Raw genomic sequence first — 15565 nt, 5'->3', positions numbered from 1 at the left:
CATGAGTGAGGTCACCCTGTTTCCCATCCGGCATCACGGGCCGGGCAGTGCGCGCAGCCTGGAGCATGCCCTGAAGCAGCTTCAGCCGGACCTGGTGCTGGTGGAAGGACCTGCTGATGCCGACTCTGTTCTGCCGTTCTTGACCGACCCGGACCTGCAGCCTCCTGTAGCGCTTCTGGGCTATGTCAATGAAGACCCCTCCAGGGCGTCCTTCTGGCCGTTCGCGTCGTTCAGCCCGGAGTACGTGGCGTTCCGCTGGGCAGCTGCGGCTGGCGTTTCCGCGCGCTTCATGGATCTCCCCGCCAGCACGACCCTGGCCCAGGAGAGGACGCCGGAAGAGGGGGATGACCTGCACACCGACCCCCTGCGCCTGCTGGCCGAAGCTGCCGGACATACCGACTTCGAGCGCTGGTGGGAAACGCTGGTGGAGGCGCGCGGCGACGATTTTGAGGTTTTCGGTGCGGTGCTTGAGGCCATGCAGGCAGTCCGGGAAGACGCGCCAGTGGCCTCGGGAACAGAAGCGCAGCGCGAGGCCTTCATGCGCCAGACCCTGCGTGCAGTGCAAAAGGAGGGTTTCCGGAGGGTGGCGGTAGTCTGCGGCGCCTGGCACGCTCCAGCGCTGGACCTGGCCGCGTTCCGGGCCAAAGATGACGTTGCGCTGCTCAAGGGGCTTCCCAAGGCTAAAGTCAGTCTGACCTGGGTGCCCTGGACCCACGGGAGGCTCTCGGTGCACAGTGGCTACGGCGCGGGCGTGCGGTCCCCCGGTTACTACCATCATCTCTTTACCTCTCCTGAACACGTGACCGAACGCTGGTTTGCCCGGGTGGGCCGGTTGCTGCGTGCCGAGCGGCTGGATGCCAGCAGTGCCGGCGTGATCGAAGCGACCCGGCTGGCGGGTACCCTGGCGGCGCTGCGTGGCCGGCGCCTTCCGGGGCTGGACGAGCTGAACGAGGCGGCCATGAGCGTCTTCGGCTGGGACAGTGACCTGCCTTTGCGCCTCATCGAGCGGCAACTGGTGGTGGGGGAGACCCTGGGCCGGGTTCCTGACGACACGCCAAGTGTGCCCCTGGCTCAGGATCTGGCCCGGCAGCAGAAGCGGCTGCGGCTGAAAGTGCAGCCGGACCGCCTGGACCTGACGCTGGACCTGCGCGAGGATCACGATCTGGCCCGCAGCGCCCTGTTTCACCGCCTGAACCTGCTGGGAGTGCCCTGGGCACAGGTGCGCTACAGCGGTGGACGCGGCACCTTCAAGGAAGCCTGGGCACTGGAGTGGGCGCCGGAATTCAGTGTCCGGCTGGTTGAAGCCAGCCGCTGGGGCCAGACGGTGGAGTCGGCCGCCACAGCTCACGCCGTGAACCGTGCCAGGGAGGCCGCGACTCTGGGTGAGCTGACAGTCCTTCTGGAGTCGGTGCGGTATGCCGACCTCCCGGGTGCCCTGCCCCCGGCATTGACGGCCCTGGACGCCCGCGCAGCAGTCAGCGCAGACGTGGGAGAGATGCTTGCAGCTTTGCCGCCTCTGGCCCGGCTGGCCCGCTACGGCGATGTGCGTGGCCGGGTCACCGGTGACCTCAAAGCCACCGGCACCTTCCGCGCCCTGCTGACACGGGCCAGTGTGGGGCTTCCTGCCACCGCCACGGGTCTGGCCGACGACGCAGCGACCGAGCTACGCACTGCGGTGCAGGAAGCCGACGCAGCCGTGCGCCTGCTGGATGATCCCGAAGCCCTGAGCGAGTGGTACGCGGCTCTGCATGAACTGGCGGCCCGGGAGGATATTCCGCCCCTGCTGGCAGGAGACGCCGTGCGGCGGCTGCGGGACGGCGGAGAGCTGGAGGCCTCCACGGTCGAGCGGCACATGCAGCTGGCCCTGGCTCATGCTCAGCCGCCACAGGCGGTGACGGCCTGGCTGGACGGGTTTCTGGGACAGAGTGGGATTCTGCTGACCCATGACCGTGTCCTGCTCTCGCTGCTGGACGGGTGGCTGACCAGCCTGGACGCGCAGGTGTTTCAGGAGGTGCTGCCGCTGCTGCGCCGGGTGTTCAGCCGTTTCGAGAAAGCTGAGCGCCGCGCCATTGGGGAAGCGCTGCGTACAGGCGGCAGTTCAGTACAGGCCGCACCGTACGCCTTCAGCGAGGAACGGGGTCTGCGTGTCGTGCCGGTGGTCGCACGGATGCTGGGGGTGGGTTCATGACGGCTATGAATGATGAAGCCCGGCGCCGCTGGCGTCTGGTGCTGGGGGGGGGCGAGGCTGACGGTCTGAGTGGTGCTGGCGAAGGCGTCGCACTGACCATCGAGGACCAGCGGATGGACGACGCCCTCAGCGGGCTGTACGACGCCGAGACGGGCTCGCGGCGTGCCGGTCTGGGTTCCAGCGCGCCCAGGGTGGCCCGCTGGCTCGCGGATTTGCGGGAGTTCTTCCCGGCCAGCGTGGTGAGGGTCATGCAGGCCGACGCCATCGAGCGCCTGGACCTCACGCGGCTGCTGTTCGAGCCGGAAATGCTTGAGCACGTGGAGCCGGACGTGCATCTGGTAGGCACGCTGCTCAGCCTCAAGGGGGTCATGCCTGCGGCGGCCAAGGACGCAGCGCGTGGAGTGGTTCGCCGGGTGGTAGACGATCTGACCCGGCGCCTTGAGGAGCCCACGCGAGCAGCGGTCAGCGGCAGTCTGAACCGCGCCCAGCGCAATTTCAGACCCCGCCCCAGCGAGATCGACTGGGACCGGACCATCCGGGTCAACCTCAAGAACTACCTGCCGGACCGGCAGACGATCATTCCTGAGCGTCTGGTCGGTATGGGGCGCAAGCGGCGCAGCCTGCGCGACATCGTGCTGTGCCTGGACCAGTCGGGCAGCATGGCCTCCAGTGTCGTGTATGCCGGTGTCTTCGGAGCCGTCTTGTCGTCAATGCCGGCGGTGGCCACGCGGGTCGTGGCGTTCGATACCGAAGTGGTGGATCTCTCCGAGCACCTGGAAGATCCCGTTGACCTGCTCTACGGCGTTCAGCTGGGCGGCGGGACCGACATCAACCGTGCGCTGGCGTACTGCCAGGGCGTGATCCGGCGCCCGGAGCAGACCATCCTGGTGCTGATCTCGGACTTGTATGAAGGCGGGAACGAGCGGGAGATGCTCGCCCGGGCCCGGAGCCTCAAGGACGCCGGTGTCCACATGATTGCCCTGCTGGCGCTGTCCGATGACGGCTCACCCAGTTACGACCACCGGGTGGCCCGCGCCTTTGCTCAGCTGCAGATTCCCGCCTTTGCCTGCACGCCCGACCACTTCCCGGCGCTGATGGCCGCAGCCATCCGGGGCGATGATGTTGCGGCCTGGGCGGGCGAACAGGGGCTGGTGGTTCGGGGGTCAGCAGGACACGAGCAATGATGTAGGCCCGCTTCTGCCCTGCAGAGCTTTTAGAACCCAGAGCAGGCCCTGTTTTTGTCCTCAATAGATGGACGCAAAAAGAAGGAAGGTGCCCTACGGACGAACTGTCTGCCGTGTCTTGCTCTGCGGTCCAGAGCCATGATACCTTTACGTTTGGCTTGTATCAGGCCTGGAGGTTGCGTGGCGAGACGAAAGATGCCGGAACAGCGGGAAAAGCGTAAGAAGGAAGAGTCCGACACTGTGCGGGCAGAGGGCGTGGTTGAAGAGGCACTGCCAAACACCACGTTCCGTGTGAAGCTCGACACCGGGCATGACATCCTGGCTTACATCAGCGGCAAGATGCGTATTCACTACATCCGCATTCTGCCGGGAGACCGCGTGGTTCTGGAAATCAGCCCCTACGACACCACTCGAGGGCGCATCGTCTACCGCAAGTAACGGCCAGGCAGAGGTACCCAACAGATTCCCCACCCGCCAAGGTGGGAGGGGGGTCGAGCGCTGCTCGAAAAGCACCATGATTGGTGCGGCGGCGCGAGGAGGAAGCAATGAAAGTTCGTAGCAGTGTCAAAAAGATGTGCGACAACTGCAAAGTGATCCGCCGCCATGGGCGCGTGCTGGTCATTTGCTCCAACGTCAAGCACAAGCAGAGGCAGGGTTAAGCATGGCACGTGTAGCTGGTGTTGACCTGCCCCGCGAAAAGCGCATTGAAATTGCGCTCACCTACATCTACGGCATTGGCCTGACCCGCAGCAAGGAAGTTCTGGCGCAGACCGGCATCAGTGCCGATACCCGCGTCAAGAACCTGACCGAAGCGGAACAGAGCACCCTGCGTGACGCCATCGAGAAGACCTTCAAGGTCGAAGGCGATCTGCGCAGTGAAGTCGGCCAGAACATCAAGCGTCTGATGGACATCGGCGCCTACCGCGGCCTGCGTCACCGCCGCGGTCTGCCCGTGCGTGGTCAGCGCACCAAGACCAACGCCCGCACCCGCAAAGGCCCGAAAAAGACCGTTGCCGGGAAGAAAAAGGCGACGAGGAAGTAAGCCATGGCGAAACCCACCAAAGGCAAGGCACCCCGTCGCGCCCGCCGCAACATCAGCGCCGGCCGCGCGTACGTGCATGCGAGCTACAACAACACCATCGTTACCATCACCGACCTGGACGGCAACTCTGTCGCCTGGAGCAGTGGCGGGACCATCGGCTACAAGGGCAGCAAGAAGGGTACCCCCTACGCTGCTCAGCTGGCCGCCGCTGACGCCGTGAAAAAGGCGCAGCAGACCTTCGGCATGAACATCGTTGACGTGATTGTGCGTGGCTCGGGCTCCGGCCGCGAGCAGGCCATCCGCGCGATTCAGGCCTCGGGCATCGAAGTGAAGTCCATCATGGACGACACCCCCGTGCCTCACAACGGCTGCCGCCCCAAGAAGAAGTTCCGCGCCTAAAGCGCACGCGCGCGCCCACCTGCCCCGTTTCCGCTGCACACCTGTGTGCAAAAGCCGCACCACCGGCGAGGAAGCGGGCACCAGAGGGCCGCAGACCCGGCCAGAAGGAGCCTCGGGTTCCCTGGCCGCACAGGAGAGTTAAGACATGGGTCGTTTCCGTGGTTCCATTACCAAGCTCAGCCGCCGCGAAGGCATCAACCTCGCGGAGACTGAAAAAGTCCAGAAGTATCTCGACAAGCGCCCCTACGCGCCTGGCCAGCACGGTCAGCGCCGTGGCCGCGGCCGTCCCAGCGACTACAGCGTGCGTCTGCGTGAAAAGCAGAAGCTCGCGCGTCTGTACGGCATGGGCGAAAAGCAGTTCCGCAACCTCTTCGAGGAAGCGGCCAGCGTTCCTGGCGTGACCGGCACCGTGTTCCTGCAGCTGCTGGAACGCCGCCTGGATAACGTCGTGTTCCGTATGGGCTTTGCCAGCACTCGCCGTCAGGCCCGTCAGTTCGTGGGCCACGGCCACATTCTCGTGAACGGCAAGAAAGTCGACATCCCCAGCTACCGCGTCAAGATCGGCGACGAGATCAGCGTCTTCGAAGGCAGCCGTCAGATGGGCTTCGTTCAGGAAAACATGGAAGCGCAGAAGCGCCGCCGCGTGAGCCCCTGGGTCGAACTGGATGTCGAGAACTTCAAGGGCACCTTCTCCCGCCTCCCCGCGCGTGAAGACCTCGCCCTGCCTATTAACGAGAACTTCATCATCGAGTACTACTCGCGCTAAATCAGGAGGCCCCAGTGGATCAAAAGCGCCCCCAACTCAAAGCCCGCGTGGACGGCAATTACGGCGAGTTCGTCCTGGAGCCGCTCACGCGCGGTTACGGCGTCACCATCGGGAACCCCATCCGGCGCATCCTGATGTCCTCGATCCCCGGTACGGCTGTAACCAGCGTGTACATCGAGGATGTTCTGCACGAGTTTTCAACCATCCCTGGCGTTAAGGAAGATGTTATCCAGCTGATCCTGAACCTCAAGGAACTCGTGGTGAGGTTTCACACGAGTGGTCCCAAGACCCTGACCCTGCGTGCGCAGGGCGAAGGTGTCGTGAAGGCCAGTGCCTTTGAGGTCCCCAGTGACGCGGAGATCGTCAACCCGGACCTGACCATCGCCACCCTTGCCGAAGACGGCAAACTGGTGATGGAAGTGCGCGTTGAAGAAGGCGAAGGCTACGTGCCCGCCGATAAGCACGCCACCAAGGACCGCATCAACTCGATCCCGGTGGACGCAGTGTTCAGCCCGGTTCGCCGTGTGGCCTACCACGTGGAAAATACCCGCGTGGGTCAGCAGACCGACCTGGACCGCCTGATCCTGCGCGTCTGGACCGACGGCAGCACCGGCCCGCAGGACGCCCTCGACAAGTCTGTCGAGATCCTTCGTGACGAGCTGACTGTCTTCGGGAACGTGGAAGCCCTGCCCGCCCTCGTCAGTGACGTGGCGCCGGTCTACACGCCTACGCCCGTACCGGCGCATAACGTGTACGACCTGCCTCCCACCAGCGGCAGCGTCAACCTGAACCCCGGCGATTACCCCGCCGAACTCGACTCGCCCCGCGTGACCCTCGAGGGTCTGGGTCTGACCACCCGCGTGCTGCATTCCCTCAAGGAAGAAGGCATCGACAGCGTGGACGCCCTGTGCGCCCTGTCCGACCGCGACCTCAAAAAGGTCCCGGGGATCGGCGAGCGCAGCCTCGACGAGATCAAGCAGCAACTGGCCCAGTTTGGGCTGGCTCTGCGCGACTGAGCAGCCAGGTGGCGCAGGCCACCGGAGCGAAGCGAGGAACCGAACAAGGTTGTCTTTAAGAGAGCGGCTGACGGCGCAGTATCCGGCAGGCGCACAGCGAATGAAGGCAACCGCCCCCAAGCCCCAGGGCTTGAACCCCAAGGAGAACACCCATGCGTCACGGTAAAGCCGGTCGCAAGCTCAACCGCAACAGCAGTGCCCGTACCGCCCTGGCCCGTGCCCAGGCGACGGCGCTGCTGCGCGAGGGCCGTATCCAGACGACCCTCACGAAAGCCAAGGAGCTGCGCCCTTACGTCGAGAAGATCATCACCACTGCCAAGGGCGGCGATCTGCATGCCCGCCGCCTTGTCGCCCAGGACATCCACGACAACGCTGTCGTGCGGAAGGTCATGGACGAAGTGGCCCCCAAGTACGCCGAGCGTCCCGGTGGCTACACCCGCATCCTGCGCGTGGGCACCCGCCGCGGTGACGGCGTCACCATGGCCCTGATCGAACTCGTCTGAATCCAGACAAATACAGAAAGCTCCCGCTCCGGCGGGAGTTTTTCTTGTGTACCCTGAGCCCATGACCCCGAAACTCGTAATCGTCCCTGGCCTGGGTGACAGCGGCCCCGACCACTGGCAGACCCTCTGGGAGCAGAAGTTCGGTGCGTCCAGAGTTCGCCACGATGACCCGGAAAATCCCACGCCGCAGGGTTGGTCAGCGCGGCTTCAGCAGGTGATTGAAGCCACACCAGGCGACCTCATTCTGGTGGGCCACTCCTGCGGCGTACTGACCATCGTGCACTGGGCCGAGCTGTACGGCGGTCATCTACGGGTGCGGGGTGCACTACTGGTCGGACCCACCGACGCCGAGCAGGCCGACATGCCTGCCCTATACCCGGCGGTGTGCCAGATGGCACCTGTGCCGCTTTCTCCGTTGCCGTTTCCTGCGCTGGTCATTGCCAGTGAAAACGACCCGTACGCCGGCTTCGAACGTGCAGAGTTCTTTGCTCAGGCCTGGGAGGCTGAGTTTATGACCGCAGGGGAGGCCGGCCACATCAATACCGAGAGCGGGCATGGAGACTGGCCGGACGGTGAGATGCTGCTTTCGGAAGCCATGCACGCCTGGACCCCCCCGGATTTTGTGCGGCTGTAAGACACGGCGCAAAAGCACCCGCGGCCCCTAGAGGCGGCGGGTGCCGGACTAGGCCGGACGCTGGCTTTAGTTGGCTGCCACGCCGAGATGCTTGTCGAGCAGGCTTTCAAATGCACGCTTGGGTTGTGCGCCCACCACACCTTCGACCGGCTGACCGTCTTTGAACAGGATCAGGGTGGGGATGCTCATGACGCGGTACTGGCCCTGGGTCACGGGGTTGTCGTCCACGTTGACCTTGCCAATCTTGACCCGGCCTTCGTACTGCCCGGCCAGTTCCTCAATCACCGGCGCAATGATGCGGCAGGGTCCACACCAGGGTGCCCAGAAATCTACCAGGGTCAGGCCCTGTTCGATTTCACTGGTGAAGTTGGTGTCGGTAAGTTCCACTGGTTTCATGCCACGAATATACGCCGCGGTGCTTACGTCCTGCATGGGGCCCACCTAACGGCGTATTCATTGGAAGGTGCGGGGGTTACCCTGAGCAGCGTGACTTCCGACTCTGCCACGCGCGGCGGCCAGGACCTCTGGGCCTCGGGCGTGACGCTCTTCAATGCCGGGCACTGGTGGGAGGCACACGAAGCCTGGGAGCCGCTCTGGTTACAGTCGACAGGCCCCGAGCGCCACTTCCTGCAGGGTGTGATTCTGCTTGCCGCTGCGCTGCACAAACGCTGGGTTCATGGCAGCCTGACCCACCGTAATTACCACAAGGCCGTGAAACACCTGGAACAGCTGCCGCCAGGCTACGCAGCCCGCACCCGGGGCGTGGACCTTGCCGCACTGCGCCAGGAAGTCTGGGAGGCGTTGCACGACTCCTCATTGCGGCCGGTGCTGCCTCTGCCGGACGGGTCCGGTATCCTGTAGAGCAACTGTCTGAAACCGGAAGGCACAGACTGACATTGACAGGGGGACCTATCAGGATGGAACGTATTGCACTGTTTATTGACGGCGCCAACGTGTACGCGGCAGCCAAGCGGTTGGGTTGGAATTTCGACCACCGCAAGATTCTGGAGCACTTCGCTGCGCAGGGCCGCTTGTACAACGCTTTTTACTACACGGCTGTTCCGATGCCGATTGACGACAAGCAGAAGCGTTTTACAGATGCCCTGACCTACATGGGCTACACCGTACGTACCCGCCCTCTCCGGGAAAGTACCGACGAGCATGGCGACACCTCGCGCCGCGCCAACCTGGACGTGGAGATCGTGACCGATCTGCTGACCACCGCCGACCGGTACGACACAGCGGTACTGCTTACTGGTGACGGCGACTTCGAGCGCCCGGTAGAGGTGTTGCGGGCCCGTGGCAAGCGGGTAGTGGTGGCCAGCATTGCTGAGATGACCAGCTATGAGCTGCGCAACGCCGCCGATGAGTACGTGGATTTCAAGGACATCCGCGTGCATGTCGAGCGCCCTGGTTACCGCCTGCCCAGCGAGCAGCGGGGTCACGACCGCCCGGCGGACAGCCGGCCTTTCTACGTCACGGCTCCTCTGAGTGACACGGATGACCGCTAGGACGGGAGCGCCGTTGCCAACGGCGCTGCCGATTGCGCTCGACGCCATGGGCGGTGATCACGGCGCGGAGCCCAATGTGGACGGCGCTGTGCAGGCGGCCCGCGCTGGAGTCAGCGTGCTGCTGGTCGGCGACCGGGTGGCGCTGCACGCCGAACTGGGCAAACACTCTGGCAGCAGCAGCCTGCCTATTGACGTCGTAGACGCCACTGATGTGATTGGGATGGACGAACACGCCAGCGATGTACGCGGGCGGACCGGAGCCAGCATCAACATCTGCACCCGTCTGGTCAAGGACGGCAAAGCGGCCGCCGCCGTCAGCATGGGCCATAGCGGGGCGACCATGGCCAGCGCGCTGCTGACCCTGGGGCGGATCCGGGGGGTTGATCGGCCGGCGATCCTGACCCATCTGCCGGCCCGGGGCGGCTTTACCACCCTGCTGGACGTGGGAGCCAATGCCGACGTGAAAGCTGCGTATCTGGCGCAGTGGGCCCGTCTGGCGACGGTGTACCTGAAAGTGCTCGAGGACCGAGAGGACCCTACGGTTGGCCTGCTCAGTATTGGCGAGGAAGACCACAAGGGCAGTGCTCTGGTTCTTGAAGCCCACGCGCTGCTGCGTGCGCTGCATGGCCAGGGTGTGAATTTCTATGGCAATGTAGAAGGCAACGATATTTTCAAGGCCACCACCGACATTGTGGTTACGGACGGCTTTACCGGCAATGTGGTTCTGAAACTTGCCGAGGGCGAGGCTCGGGTGCTGCTGGGCTGGGTCAAGGAAGCCCTGACCAGCAGTCTGCAAAGCAAGCTGGGCGCACTGCTCGTGCGCGGTTCCCTGCGTGGTCTGGCCGAACGCCTGGACCCCAGTACCTATGGGGCGAGCATCCTGATCGGGGTGCGTGGGCTGACCTTTATCGGTCACGGCAGCGCTGACGCGCGCGCCGTGAAGAATGCTGTGCTGCGCGCCGCCCGCGCACATGAATCGAACCTGATCCCGCGGCTGGAAGCGGCGTTCGGTGCAGAGCGCTCCTGAAACCTGATCCAGCCGCTGGCTTCTGACAGGAAGCCTTGGCTTTTTTCCCGTTCCTGTTCGCGCAGTCCGCCGGACTTGCGCACCTTCCCCCGGAGGCACCGAGGATGCTTGATACGCTGACCTTTCAACTGCAAAAACCTCAGGTCTGGGTGGGGCTGGCCCTGACCCTGACAGTTGCCTACGCCCTGTACCGTTTTGGCCGCATTCTGCTGCGCCATCTGGAGCCTCACATCAACCGGTCGCTGCGCACGGCCCTGCAATGGATCTGGCGGCTGCTGGTCATCATCGGCTGGCTGGCCATTGCCACCAATGTCGTATATCTGCCGGACGTACCACTGCTGTTTGAACTTGGCCAGGACATCCAGTCGTGGTTCCGGCACAGCGCGGGACAGACCCTGGTGATTCTGGCGCTGGCGCTGATCGCGTGGAACTTGGTGGGTGCGCTCAGCGGACGCATCGTCCAGGGCAGTGACGATGAGTTCAACCGCCGCACAGTCCGCGTGCAGACCCTCAAAGGCGTGGTGGACAGCACCCTCAAGGTAGTGATCGTGATTGTCGGCCTGATTGCGGGGCTGCAGTCCCTCGGCGTGAACGCCACAAGCCTGCTGGCCGGGGTCTCGGTGCTGGGCATCGCCGTGGGTTTTGGCGCCCAGAGTCTGGTCAAGGACGTGTTTACGGGATTTTTTATTCTGCTTGAAGACCAGTACGGCGTGGGCGACGTCATCACCGTAAACACCGGACTGCTGAGCGGCAGCGTGGAGAAACTGAACCTGCGGATGACAGCCCTGCGCGGCCTGGACGGCACGGTTCACATCATTCCCAACGGGCAGATCGCCACGGTGAGTGTGAGCAGCAAGGACTGGTCGAGGGTGGTCGCGACAGTAGACGTGACCTACCACGCCAACATCAACGACGCCCTGCGGGTCCTGAAGGCCGTGAGCCAGGAACTGGCCACTGACGACGAGTGGAAGGGCTATTTCCTGGAAGAGCCCGATATCCAGGGTGTCACCCAGCTCACCCCTGATGGCGTGACCTTAAGGGCCCTGTTCAAGGTGCAGCCCAAGAGCCAGTACGCAGTGGGCCGGGAGTTCAACCGGCGGATCAAGATTGCTATGGATCAGGCAGGCATCGAAATCCCGTTCCCGCAGCGCAGTTTGAATTTTGCCGGCGGACCCATTGAAATCAAGCTGACACGTGACGATCAGCCCCGCGAAACGCAGCCGTCCGTGCAGACGCCACCGTCCGCGCCGGCACCGGGTCTGATCAGCACTACGCCGACGCCGCTGACTGAGCAGGAGCGGACGCAGGCACCTGTCAAACCCAGCCTGACGCGCGACGCTGAGGACGACAAGTCCTGACCGTCAGGCAGGCAGAGGAGAGGCCACCAGCGGCTCCTGAACAGGTTCGTCGAGCGTGCCCCCCGCCAGAAGTGTGGCAAATTCCTCTCCGCTGAGGGTTTCGAGGCGCAGCAGCACTTTGACCACCTCGTGGACCTGTGGCAGGTGCTCGCGCACCAGGGTGACGGCCCGGGTGTAGGCCGCGTCGATCAGCGAACGTACCTCCGCGTCCACTGCCTGCGCGGTGGCCTCGCTGATGGGCAGCGATTGGCTCATGCCTCCCAGGTCACGGCCCTGTTCAGTGGCGAGGGCGACCTTGCCAATGCGCGCGCTCATACCCCATTCGGTGACCATCCGGCGGGCCAGGGCGGTCGCCTGCTGAAAGTCGTTCTGGGCGCCGGTGGTGATTTCCCCGTAAACCACGTCCTCGGCGGCGCGCCCGGCCAGGGCCACAGCAATCATGTCTTCCAGGGCAGGGCGCGTGACGTGCAGACGGTCGTCGGCGTCCGGCATCATGTAGCCGGCGGCCCGTCCACGCGGAACCACCGTCAGTTTGGCCACCCGGTTGGCATGCGGCAATAACTGGGCGGCGAGGGCGTGACCGACCTCGTGGTAGGCGGTAACCTTACGGTCGGCTTCTCTGACCACCATGCTGCGGCGCTCGGGACCCATCAGCACCCGGTCTCGGGCCTCGTCCACATCCCGTCCCACAATCCGCGTCCGCCCCGCCCGCGCCGCCAGCAGGGCCGCCTCGTTGAGCAGGTTCTCCAGTTCCGCCCCCACCATGCCTGCGGTGCGCCGGGCAATCAGCGAGAGATCCACCGACGGATCGAGTGGTTTCTTGCGGGCGTGGATGCGCAGGATCATCTCGCGGCCCCGCACGTCGGGGGCGTCGACCACCACCTGACGGTCGAAGCGTCCCGGACGCAGCAGCGCGGCGTCAAGGACATCCGGGCGGTTGGTGGCGGCCAGGATGATGACTTCCTGTCCGGAGGCGAAGCCGTCCATTTCCACCAGCAGCTGGTTGAGGGTCTGTTCGCGTTCGTCGTTGCCGCCCTGGACGTTCAGGCCGCGTTTGCGGCCCACGGCGTCGATCTCGTCGATGAAGACGATGCAGGGTGCGTGTTTGCGGGCCTGTTCGAACAGGTCGCGTACGCGGGCGGCGCCGACGCCCACGAACATTTCGACGAAGTCTGAGCCGGACAGGGAGAAGTACGGTACCCGCGCTTCACCGGCGACCGCCTTGGCGAGAAGGGTTTTGCCAGAGCCGGGGGGACCGACGAGCAGCAGACCGTGGGGAATGCGGGCGCCGAGCTGGTGGTAGCGCTCGGGGTGGCGCAGAAAGTCCACCACTTCCTGGAGGTCCTGTTTGGCTTCGTCACAGCCGGCGACGTCCGTGAAGTTCAGCTTCACCTGCCCCTCGCTGATCACCGCTGCCTTCGATTTGCCGAATTGAGCTGTGTTGTTGCTGGCCTGTGGCCCCCGCAGTGAGCGCCACAGGACCAGCAGAATCAGGGCAGTGACCAGCAGTGGCATCACCTGACCCACCCATCCCAAGGGCGAACCCCCGGCCAGCACGCGAAGTGGAATGTTCGCAGCACGAATGCGTGCCAGGGTGGCGGCATCTGGTGGAACAACCAGCGCCTGGGTCCGCATGCTGCTGTGCAAGGTCACATTGGCATTCCCGACACCGTCCAGCGTGACCGCGGCGACGTGGCCTTCCTTCAGGTCCTCAAAGAACCGGTTGGTGGTGTACGGTCCCTGGACCGTTGTGAGGCGGGAGGGCGTGGCCGGCATAGACGGCGGCGCTGTGGCAGCCAGGGCGCCAGGCAACGCCAGCAGCAGGCTCAGGACCACTCTCCGGACGCCTCGACGGAACATGATCCATGCTACGCCCTGCGCCAGGTGGGCAACGGTGGGATGATGCAGCCAAAGGCCTCAGATTCCGGTCAGATCCGGAGCTTACGCTGAACTTATGCGCATGCTCTCTGTCCGCCCTGCCCTGGCTCTCGGTACGCTGGCCCTGGGCCTCAGCGCCTGCTCCGTAACGGTCCGGCCCAATGTGTCGCTGACCGGCAGCACCAGCAACCTGATCGCCCGCTTCGCTCCGGACCGTGGAGAAGGCAGTTCCTACTTCGTGGGTGAGGCAGTGCGGTTCCAGCTGACCACGCGCACTGCCGGGTATGTCACGTTGGTGGCCCTGCAGAACGGCTTTGCAACGACCCTGGCTCAGAACGTTTATGTCAACGCCGGGACCACAGTGTTTCCCCGCCCGCAGGACGGCGTGACCTACAACGTCGCCGCTCCGCGTGGCGTGCAGCGTGTCCGTGCGATTTTTACCCGCACGCGTCCCACGGGGGACCTGATTCTGCGCGGTACCTATGACGGCACCCAGTGGAATGCCGCCACCAGTGCCTACCTGACTCCGTATGCGGCCAGCGACCGCGATGTTCAGGAAACGTTCCTGTACATCCGCTGACCTGCACAACCTGAGAGCCGCATCCGGGTGGGGTGTGGCTCTCAGGTTGTGTATGGGCGTCCTGCCGGAACCGCTAGCCTGAGACCATGACCCTGACCCCCGGCGATCCGCTGACTTTCGCGCAGGCTTCCAGGCGTGTCGATGCGTTTATCTCGCAGTTCGAGGAGGGCTACTTTCCGCCACTCCTGATGCTGGCGCGCCTGACCGAGGAAGTCGGCGAGATCGCCCGCGTGGTCTCGCACATGAACGGCAAGAAGCCGAAGGCTGGCGAAGAGCCCGGTGACCTGGAGATGGAACTGGCTGACCTGCTGTTCGTCACCCTGTGCATGGCCAACGAGCGCGGCCTGGATCTGGAGCGCGGGTTCGAGCGCATGATGGCCAAGATCGAGCAGCGTGACGCCACACGCTGGACGAAAAAACAAGACCAGCCTGATGAGTTCCGGTCCGGAGAGCTCCAGGAACAGGAGGCTCAATCATGAGCGATCTGCGCTATCCCCTGGGACCCATGCCCACGCCCCTCAGCCTCTCTGAACAGGAGCGGTCCGGGGCGCTGGCTGCCCTGGGTGCCCTGCCGCAGGCCCTGCGGGCGTCGGTCGAGGGCCTGTCGGATGCCCAGCTGGATACCCCGTACCGCGAGGAAGGGTGGACGGTCCGGCAGGTGGTGCATCACGTGGCCGACAGCCACCTGAACGCCTACGTCCGCACGAAGCTGGCCCTGACAGAGGACAACCCGGGCGTCAGACCGTATGACGAAACGCTCTGGGCCGAGTTGCCGGATGCCCGGCTGCCGGTCGGCGTCAGCCTGGACCTCCTGGAGAGCCTGCACCGCCGCTGGGTGGCCAGCCTGGAAGGCGTCAGCGATTGGGGCCGGCCCTGGACGCACCCCGCACAGGGCCGCACCTACACCCTGGACACGCTGCTGGGCATGTATGCGTGGCATGGACGTCACCACATCGCCCATGTCACGGGCCTGCGCGGACGTCAGGGCTGGTAGCGGTGCAGTTCGGCGAGTCGTTTCACCTTCCGGTCACGCACCGGGCGGCCGGTATGGTGGTGCTGAACCGGGCCGGCGACATCCTGCTGGTCCGTGAACGTGGAGTCTCTGGGCAGATGGGGAAGGCGGGCTTATGGCATCTTCCCAGCGGGACGGTCGAGCCTGGGGAAAATCCGCAGGACGCTGCCGTGCGCGAGGCCTGGGAAGAAGCTGGGATACGCGTGCGCCTCCTGAAGTTTCTGGGCGCCCTGCTGGGCCGCTTTCCGGACGGGGTGCTGGTGTTGCGCCACGCCTGGTTGGCCGAACCAACCGAGGGTTCCGTGTTCCGACCGGTCCTGAGGCAGGAGGTGGCCGAGGTGCGGTACGTCAGCGAAACGGAATTTCTCGGGCTGTATGCCGCCGGAGAAATCCGCATGTACCACACGAAGCTGTTTTACGAAGAGGCCCTGCGCGAGCGGAAAAAGCAGAAGGCGGAAGCCTGAGCC

The 15565-nt window shown here is 64.6% G+C and carries 20 protein-coding genes; 18 read left to right on the top strand and 2 right to left on the bottom strand.

All coding sequences use genetic code 11. The features are described from left to right. Position 1 precedes the first annotated feature (1 nt). The 10 genes from DEIDE_RS10730 to DEIDE_RS10685 all read left to right on the top strand — a co-directional run bounded on the left by DEIDE_RS10730 (position 2) and on the right by DEIDE_RS10685 (position 7732). On the top strand, positions 2-2188 hold the full coding sequence (locus tag DEIDE_RS10730; RefSeq protein ID WP_012693980.1) for a DUF5682 family protein: 2187 nt from the start codon (positions 2-4) through the stop codon (positions 2186-2188). Beyond that, positions 2185-3372, top strand: coding sequence for a vWA domain-containing protein (locus DEIDE_RS10725; RefSeq protein ID WP_041227227.1), 1188 nt, complete (start codon positions 2185-2187; stop codon positions 3370-3372). The genes DEIDE_RS10730 and DEIDE_RS10725 overlap by 4 nt, the downstream gene beginning before the upstream one ends. A 195-nt stretch (positions 3373-3567) precedes the next feature. Next, a complete protein-coding gene (gene infA, locus DEIDE_RS10720) occupies positions 3568-3810 on the top strand; it encodes a translation initiation factor IF-1 (RefSeq protein ID WP_012693978.1) in 243 nt (80 codons plus the stop codon). A 107-nt stretch (positions 3811-3917) separates the two neighbouring features. Beyond that, positions 3918-4031, top strand: coding sequence for a 50S ribosomal protein L36 (gene rpmJ / locus DEIDE_RS10715; protein ID WP_012693977.1), 114 nt, complete (start codon positions 3918-3920; stop codon positions 4029-4031). A 2-nt stretch (positions 4032-4033) separates the two neighbouring features. Then, positions 4034-4414, top strand: coding sequence for a 30S ribosomal protein S13 (gene rpsM / locus DEIDE_RS10710; RefSeq protein WP_012693976.1), 381 nt, complete (start codon positions 4034-4036; stop codon positions 4412-4414). Between the two features lie 3 nt (positions 4415-4417). Further along, positions 4418-4813, top strand: coding sequence for a 30S ribosomal protein S11 (rpsK, locus tag DEIDE_RS10705; RefSeq protein WP_012693975.1), 396 nt, complete (start codon positions 4418-4420; stop codon positions 4811-4813). Positions 4814-4958: 145 nt separating this feature from the next. Further along, complete coding sequence (gene rpsD, locus DEIDE_RS10700; RefSeq protein ID WP_012693974.1) at positions 4959-5579, top strand: 30S ribosomal protein S4; 621 nt, start codon at positions 4959-4961, stop codon at positions 5577-5579. Positions 5580-5593: 14 nt separating this feature from the next. Beyond that, entirely contained in the window at positions 5594-6595 is a 1002-nt protein-coding gene (locus DEIDE_RS10695; RefSeq protein ID WP_012693973.1) for a DNA-directed RNA polymerase subunit alpha, read from the top strand. A 152-nt stretch (positions 6596-6747) separates the two neighbouring features. Next, positions 6748-7098, top strand: coding sequence for a 50S ribosomal protein L17 (gene rplQ / locus DEIDE_RS10690; RefSeq protein WP_012693972.1), 351 nt, complete (start codon positions 6748-6750; stop codon positions 7096-7098). A 61-nt stretch (positions 7099-7159) separates the two neighbouring features. Next, positions 7160-7732, top strand: a complete 573-nt coding sequence (locus tag DEIDE_RS10685; protein ID WP_012693971.1) for an RBBP9/YdeN family alpha/beta hydrolase — start codon at positions 7160-7162, stop codon at positions 7730-7732. Positions 7733-7798: 66 nt separating this feature from the next. On the opposite strand, the gene trxA is transcribed toward DEIDE_RS10685, so the two are convergent. Continuing rightward, positions 7799-8128 (bottom strand): thioredoxin, encoded by a 330-nt coding sequence (gene trxA, locus DEIDE_RS10680; protein ID WP_012693970.1) that lies wholly within the window; start codon positions 8126-8128, stop codon positions 7799-7801. Positions 8129-8218: 90 nt separating this feature from the next. Here trxA and DEIDE_RS10675 point away from each other — a divergent pair, with 90 nt between their 5' ends. From DEIDE_RS10675 to DEIDE_RS10660, 4 genes are all read left to right on the top strand, one after another. After that, on the top strand, positions 8219-8593 hold the full coding sequence (locus DEIDE_RS10675) for a DUF309 domain-containing protein (RefSeq protein WP_012693969.1): 375 nt from the start codon (positions 8219-8221) through the stop codon (positions 8591-8593). Positions 8594-8649: 56 nt separating this feature from the next. Further along, positions 8650-9243, top strand: coding sequence for a LabA-like NYN domain-containing protein (locus tag DEIDE_RS10670; RefSeq protein ID WP_012693968.1), 594 nt, complete (start codon positions 8650-8652; stop codon positions 9241-9243). Continuing rightward, complete coding sequence (gene plsX, locus DEIDE_RS10665) at positions 9233-10270, top strand: phosphate acyltransferase PlsX (RefSeq protein ID WP_012693967.1); 1038 nt, start codon at positions 9233-9235, stop codon at positions 10268-10270. Before DEIDE_RS10670 ends, plsX begins: the two co-directional genes overlap by 11 nt. Before the next feature lie 104 nt (positions 10271-10374). Further along, positions 10375-11628 carry a mechanosensitive ion channel family protein gene (locus tag DEIDE_RS10660; RefSeq protein WP_012693966.1) on the top strand — a complete coding sequence of 418 codons (1254 nt, stop codon included), beginning with the start codon at positions 10375-10377 and terminating at the stop codon, positions 11626-11628. Between the two features lie 3 nt (positions 11629-11631). Here the strand turns inward: DEIDE_RS10660 and ftsH are convergent, their stop codons facing one another. Continuing rightward, complete coding sequence (gene ftsH, locus DEIDE_RS10655) at positions 11632-13488, bottom strand: ATP-dependent zinc metalloprotease FtsH (RefSeq protein WP_012693965.1); 1857 nt, start codon at positions 13486-13488, stop codon at positions 11632-11634. 100 nt (positions 13489-13588) lie between these two features. Between ftsH and DEIDE_RS10650 the strand changes: the two genes are divergently transcribed. From DEIDE_RS10650 to DEIDE_RS10635, 4 genes are all read left to right on the top strand, one after another. Continuing rightward, a complete protein-coding gene (locus DEIDE_RS10650) occupies positions 13589-14086 on the top strand; it encodes a DUF4384 domain-containing protein (RefSeq protein WP_012693964.1) in 498 nt (165 codons plus the stop codon). A gap of 86 nt (positions 14087-14172) precedes the next feature. Further along, positions 14173-14565: a nucleotide pyrophosphohydrolase gene (locus DEIDE_RS10645; protein ID WP_012693963.1), complete on the top strand. Its 393-nt coding sequence runs from the start codon at positions 14173-14175 to the stop codon at positions 14563-14565. After that, positions 14562-15080, top strand: coding sequence for a YfiT family bacillithiol transferase (locus DEIDE_RS10640; protein ID WP_012693962.1), 519 nt, complete (start codon positions 14562-14564; stop codon positions 15078-15080). The genes DEIDE_RS10645 and DEIDE_RS10640 overlap by 4 nt, the downstream gene beginning before the upstream one ends. A gap of 2 nt (positions 15081-15082) precedes the next feature. Beyond that, on the top strand, positions 15083-15562 hold the full coding sequence (locus DEIDE_RS10635; protein ID WP_012693961.1) for a Nudix hydrolase: 480 nt from the start codon (positions 15083-15085) through the stop codon (positions 15560-15562). Positions 15563-15565 lie beyond the last annotated feature (3 nt).

Origin of the sequence: Deinococcus deserti VCD115 (assembly GCF_000020685.1) — a bacterium.
Classification (GTDB): Bacteria; Deinococcota; Deinococci; order Deinococcales; family Deinococcaceae; genus Deinococcus; species Deinococcus deserti.
Note: the sequence above shows the minus strand (reverse complement) of the source record. Positions and strands in the feature narration are given on the sequence as shown.

Excerpts from the sequence above, each read along its gene's own strand:
- DEIDE_RS10670 (WP_012693968.1), top strand. The coding sequence starts at position 8,650 with ATGGAACGTATTGCACTGTTTATTGACGGCGCCAACGTGTACGCGGCA.
- rpsK (WP_012693975.1), top strand. The coding sequence starts at position 4,418 with ATGGCGAAACCCACCAAAGGCAAGGCACCCCGTCGCGCCCGCCGCAAC.
- infA (WP_012693978.1), top strand. The coding sequence starts at position 3,568 with ATGCCGGAACAGCGGGAAAAGCGTAAGAAGGAAGAGTCCGACACTGTG.
- DEIDE_RS10640 (WP_012693962.1), top strand. The coding sequence starts at position 14,562 with ATGAGCGATCTGCGCTATCCCCTGGGACCCATGCCCACGCCCCTCAGC.
- ftsH (WP_012693965.1), bottom strand. The coding sequence starts at position 13,488 with ATGTTCCGTCGAGGCGTCCGGAGAGTGGTCCTGAGCCTGCTGCTGGCG.
- DEIDE_RS10645 (WP_012693963.1), top strand. The coding sequence starts at position 14,173 with ATGACCCTGACCCCCGGCGATCCGCTGACTTTCGCGCAGGCTTCCAGG.
- rplQ (WP_012693972.1), top strand. The coding sequence starts at position 6,748 with ATGCGTCACGGTAAAGCCGGTCGCAAGCTCAACCGCAACAGCAGTGCC.
- trxA (WP_012693970.1), bottom strand. The coding sequence starts at position 8,128 with ATGAAACCAGTGGAACTTACCGACACCAACTTCACCAGTGAAATCGAA.
- DEIDE_RS10730 (WP_012693980.1), top strand. The coding sequence starts at position 2 with ATGAGTGAGGTCACCCTGTTTCCCATCCGGCATCACGGGCCGGGCAGT.
- DEIDE_RS10685 (WP_012693971.1), top strand. The coding sequence starts at position 7,160 with ATGACCCCGAAACTCGTAATCGTCCCTGGCCTGGGTGACAGCGGCCCC.
- DEIDE_RS10660 (WP_012693966.1), top strand. The coding sequence starts at position 10,375 with ATGCTTGATACGCTGACCTTTCAACTGCAAAAACCTCAGGTCTGGGTG.
- rpsD (WP_012693974.1), top strand. The coding sequence starts at position 4,959 with ATGGGTCGTTTCCGTGGTTCCATTACCAAGCTCAGCCGCCGCGAAGGC.
- plsX (WP_012693967.1), top strand. The coding sequence starts at position 9,233 with ATGACCGCTAGGACGGGAGCGCCGTTGCCAACGGCGCTGCCGATTGCG.
- DEIDE_RS10650 (WP_012693964.1), top strand. The coding sequence starts at position 13,589 with ATGCTCTCTGTCCGCCCTGCCCTGGCTCTCGGTACGCTGGCCCTGGGC.
- DEIDE_RS10725 (WP_041227227.1), top strand. The coding sequence starts at position 2,185 with ATGACGGCTATGAATGATGAAGCCCGGCGCCGCTGGCGTCTGGTGCTG.
- rpsM (WP_012693976.1), top strand. The coding sequence starts at position 4,034 with ATGGCACGTGTAGCTGGTGTTGACCTGCCCCGCGAAAAGCGCATTGAA.
- rpmJ (WP_012693977.1), top strand. The coding sequence starts at position 3,918 with ATGAAAGTTCGTAGCAGTGTCAAAAAGATGTGCGACAACTGCAAAGTG.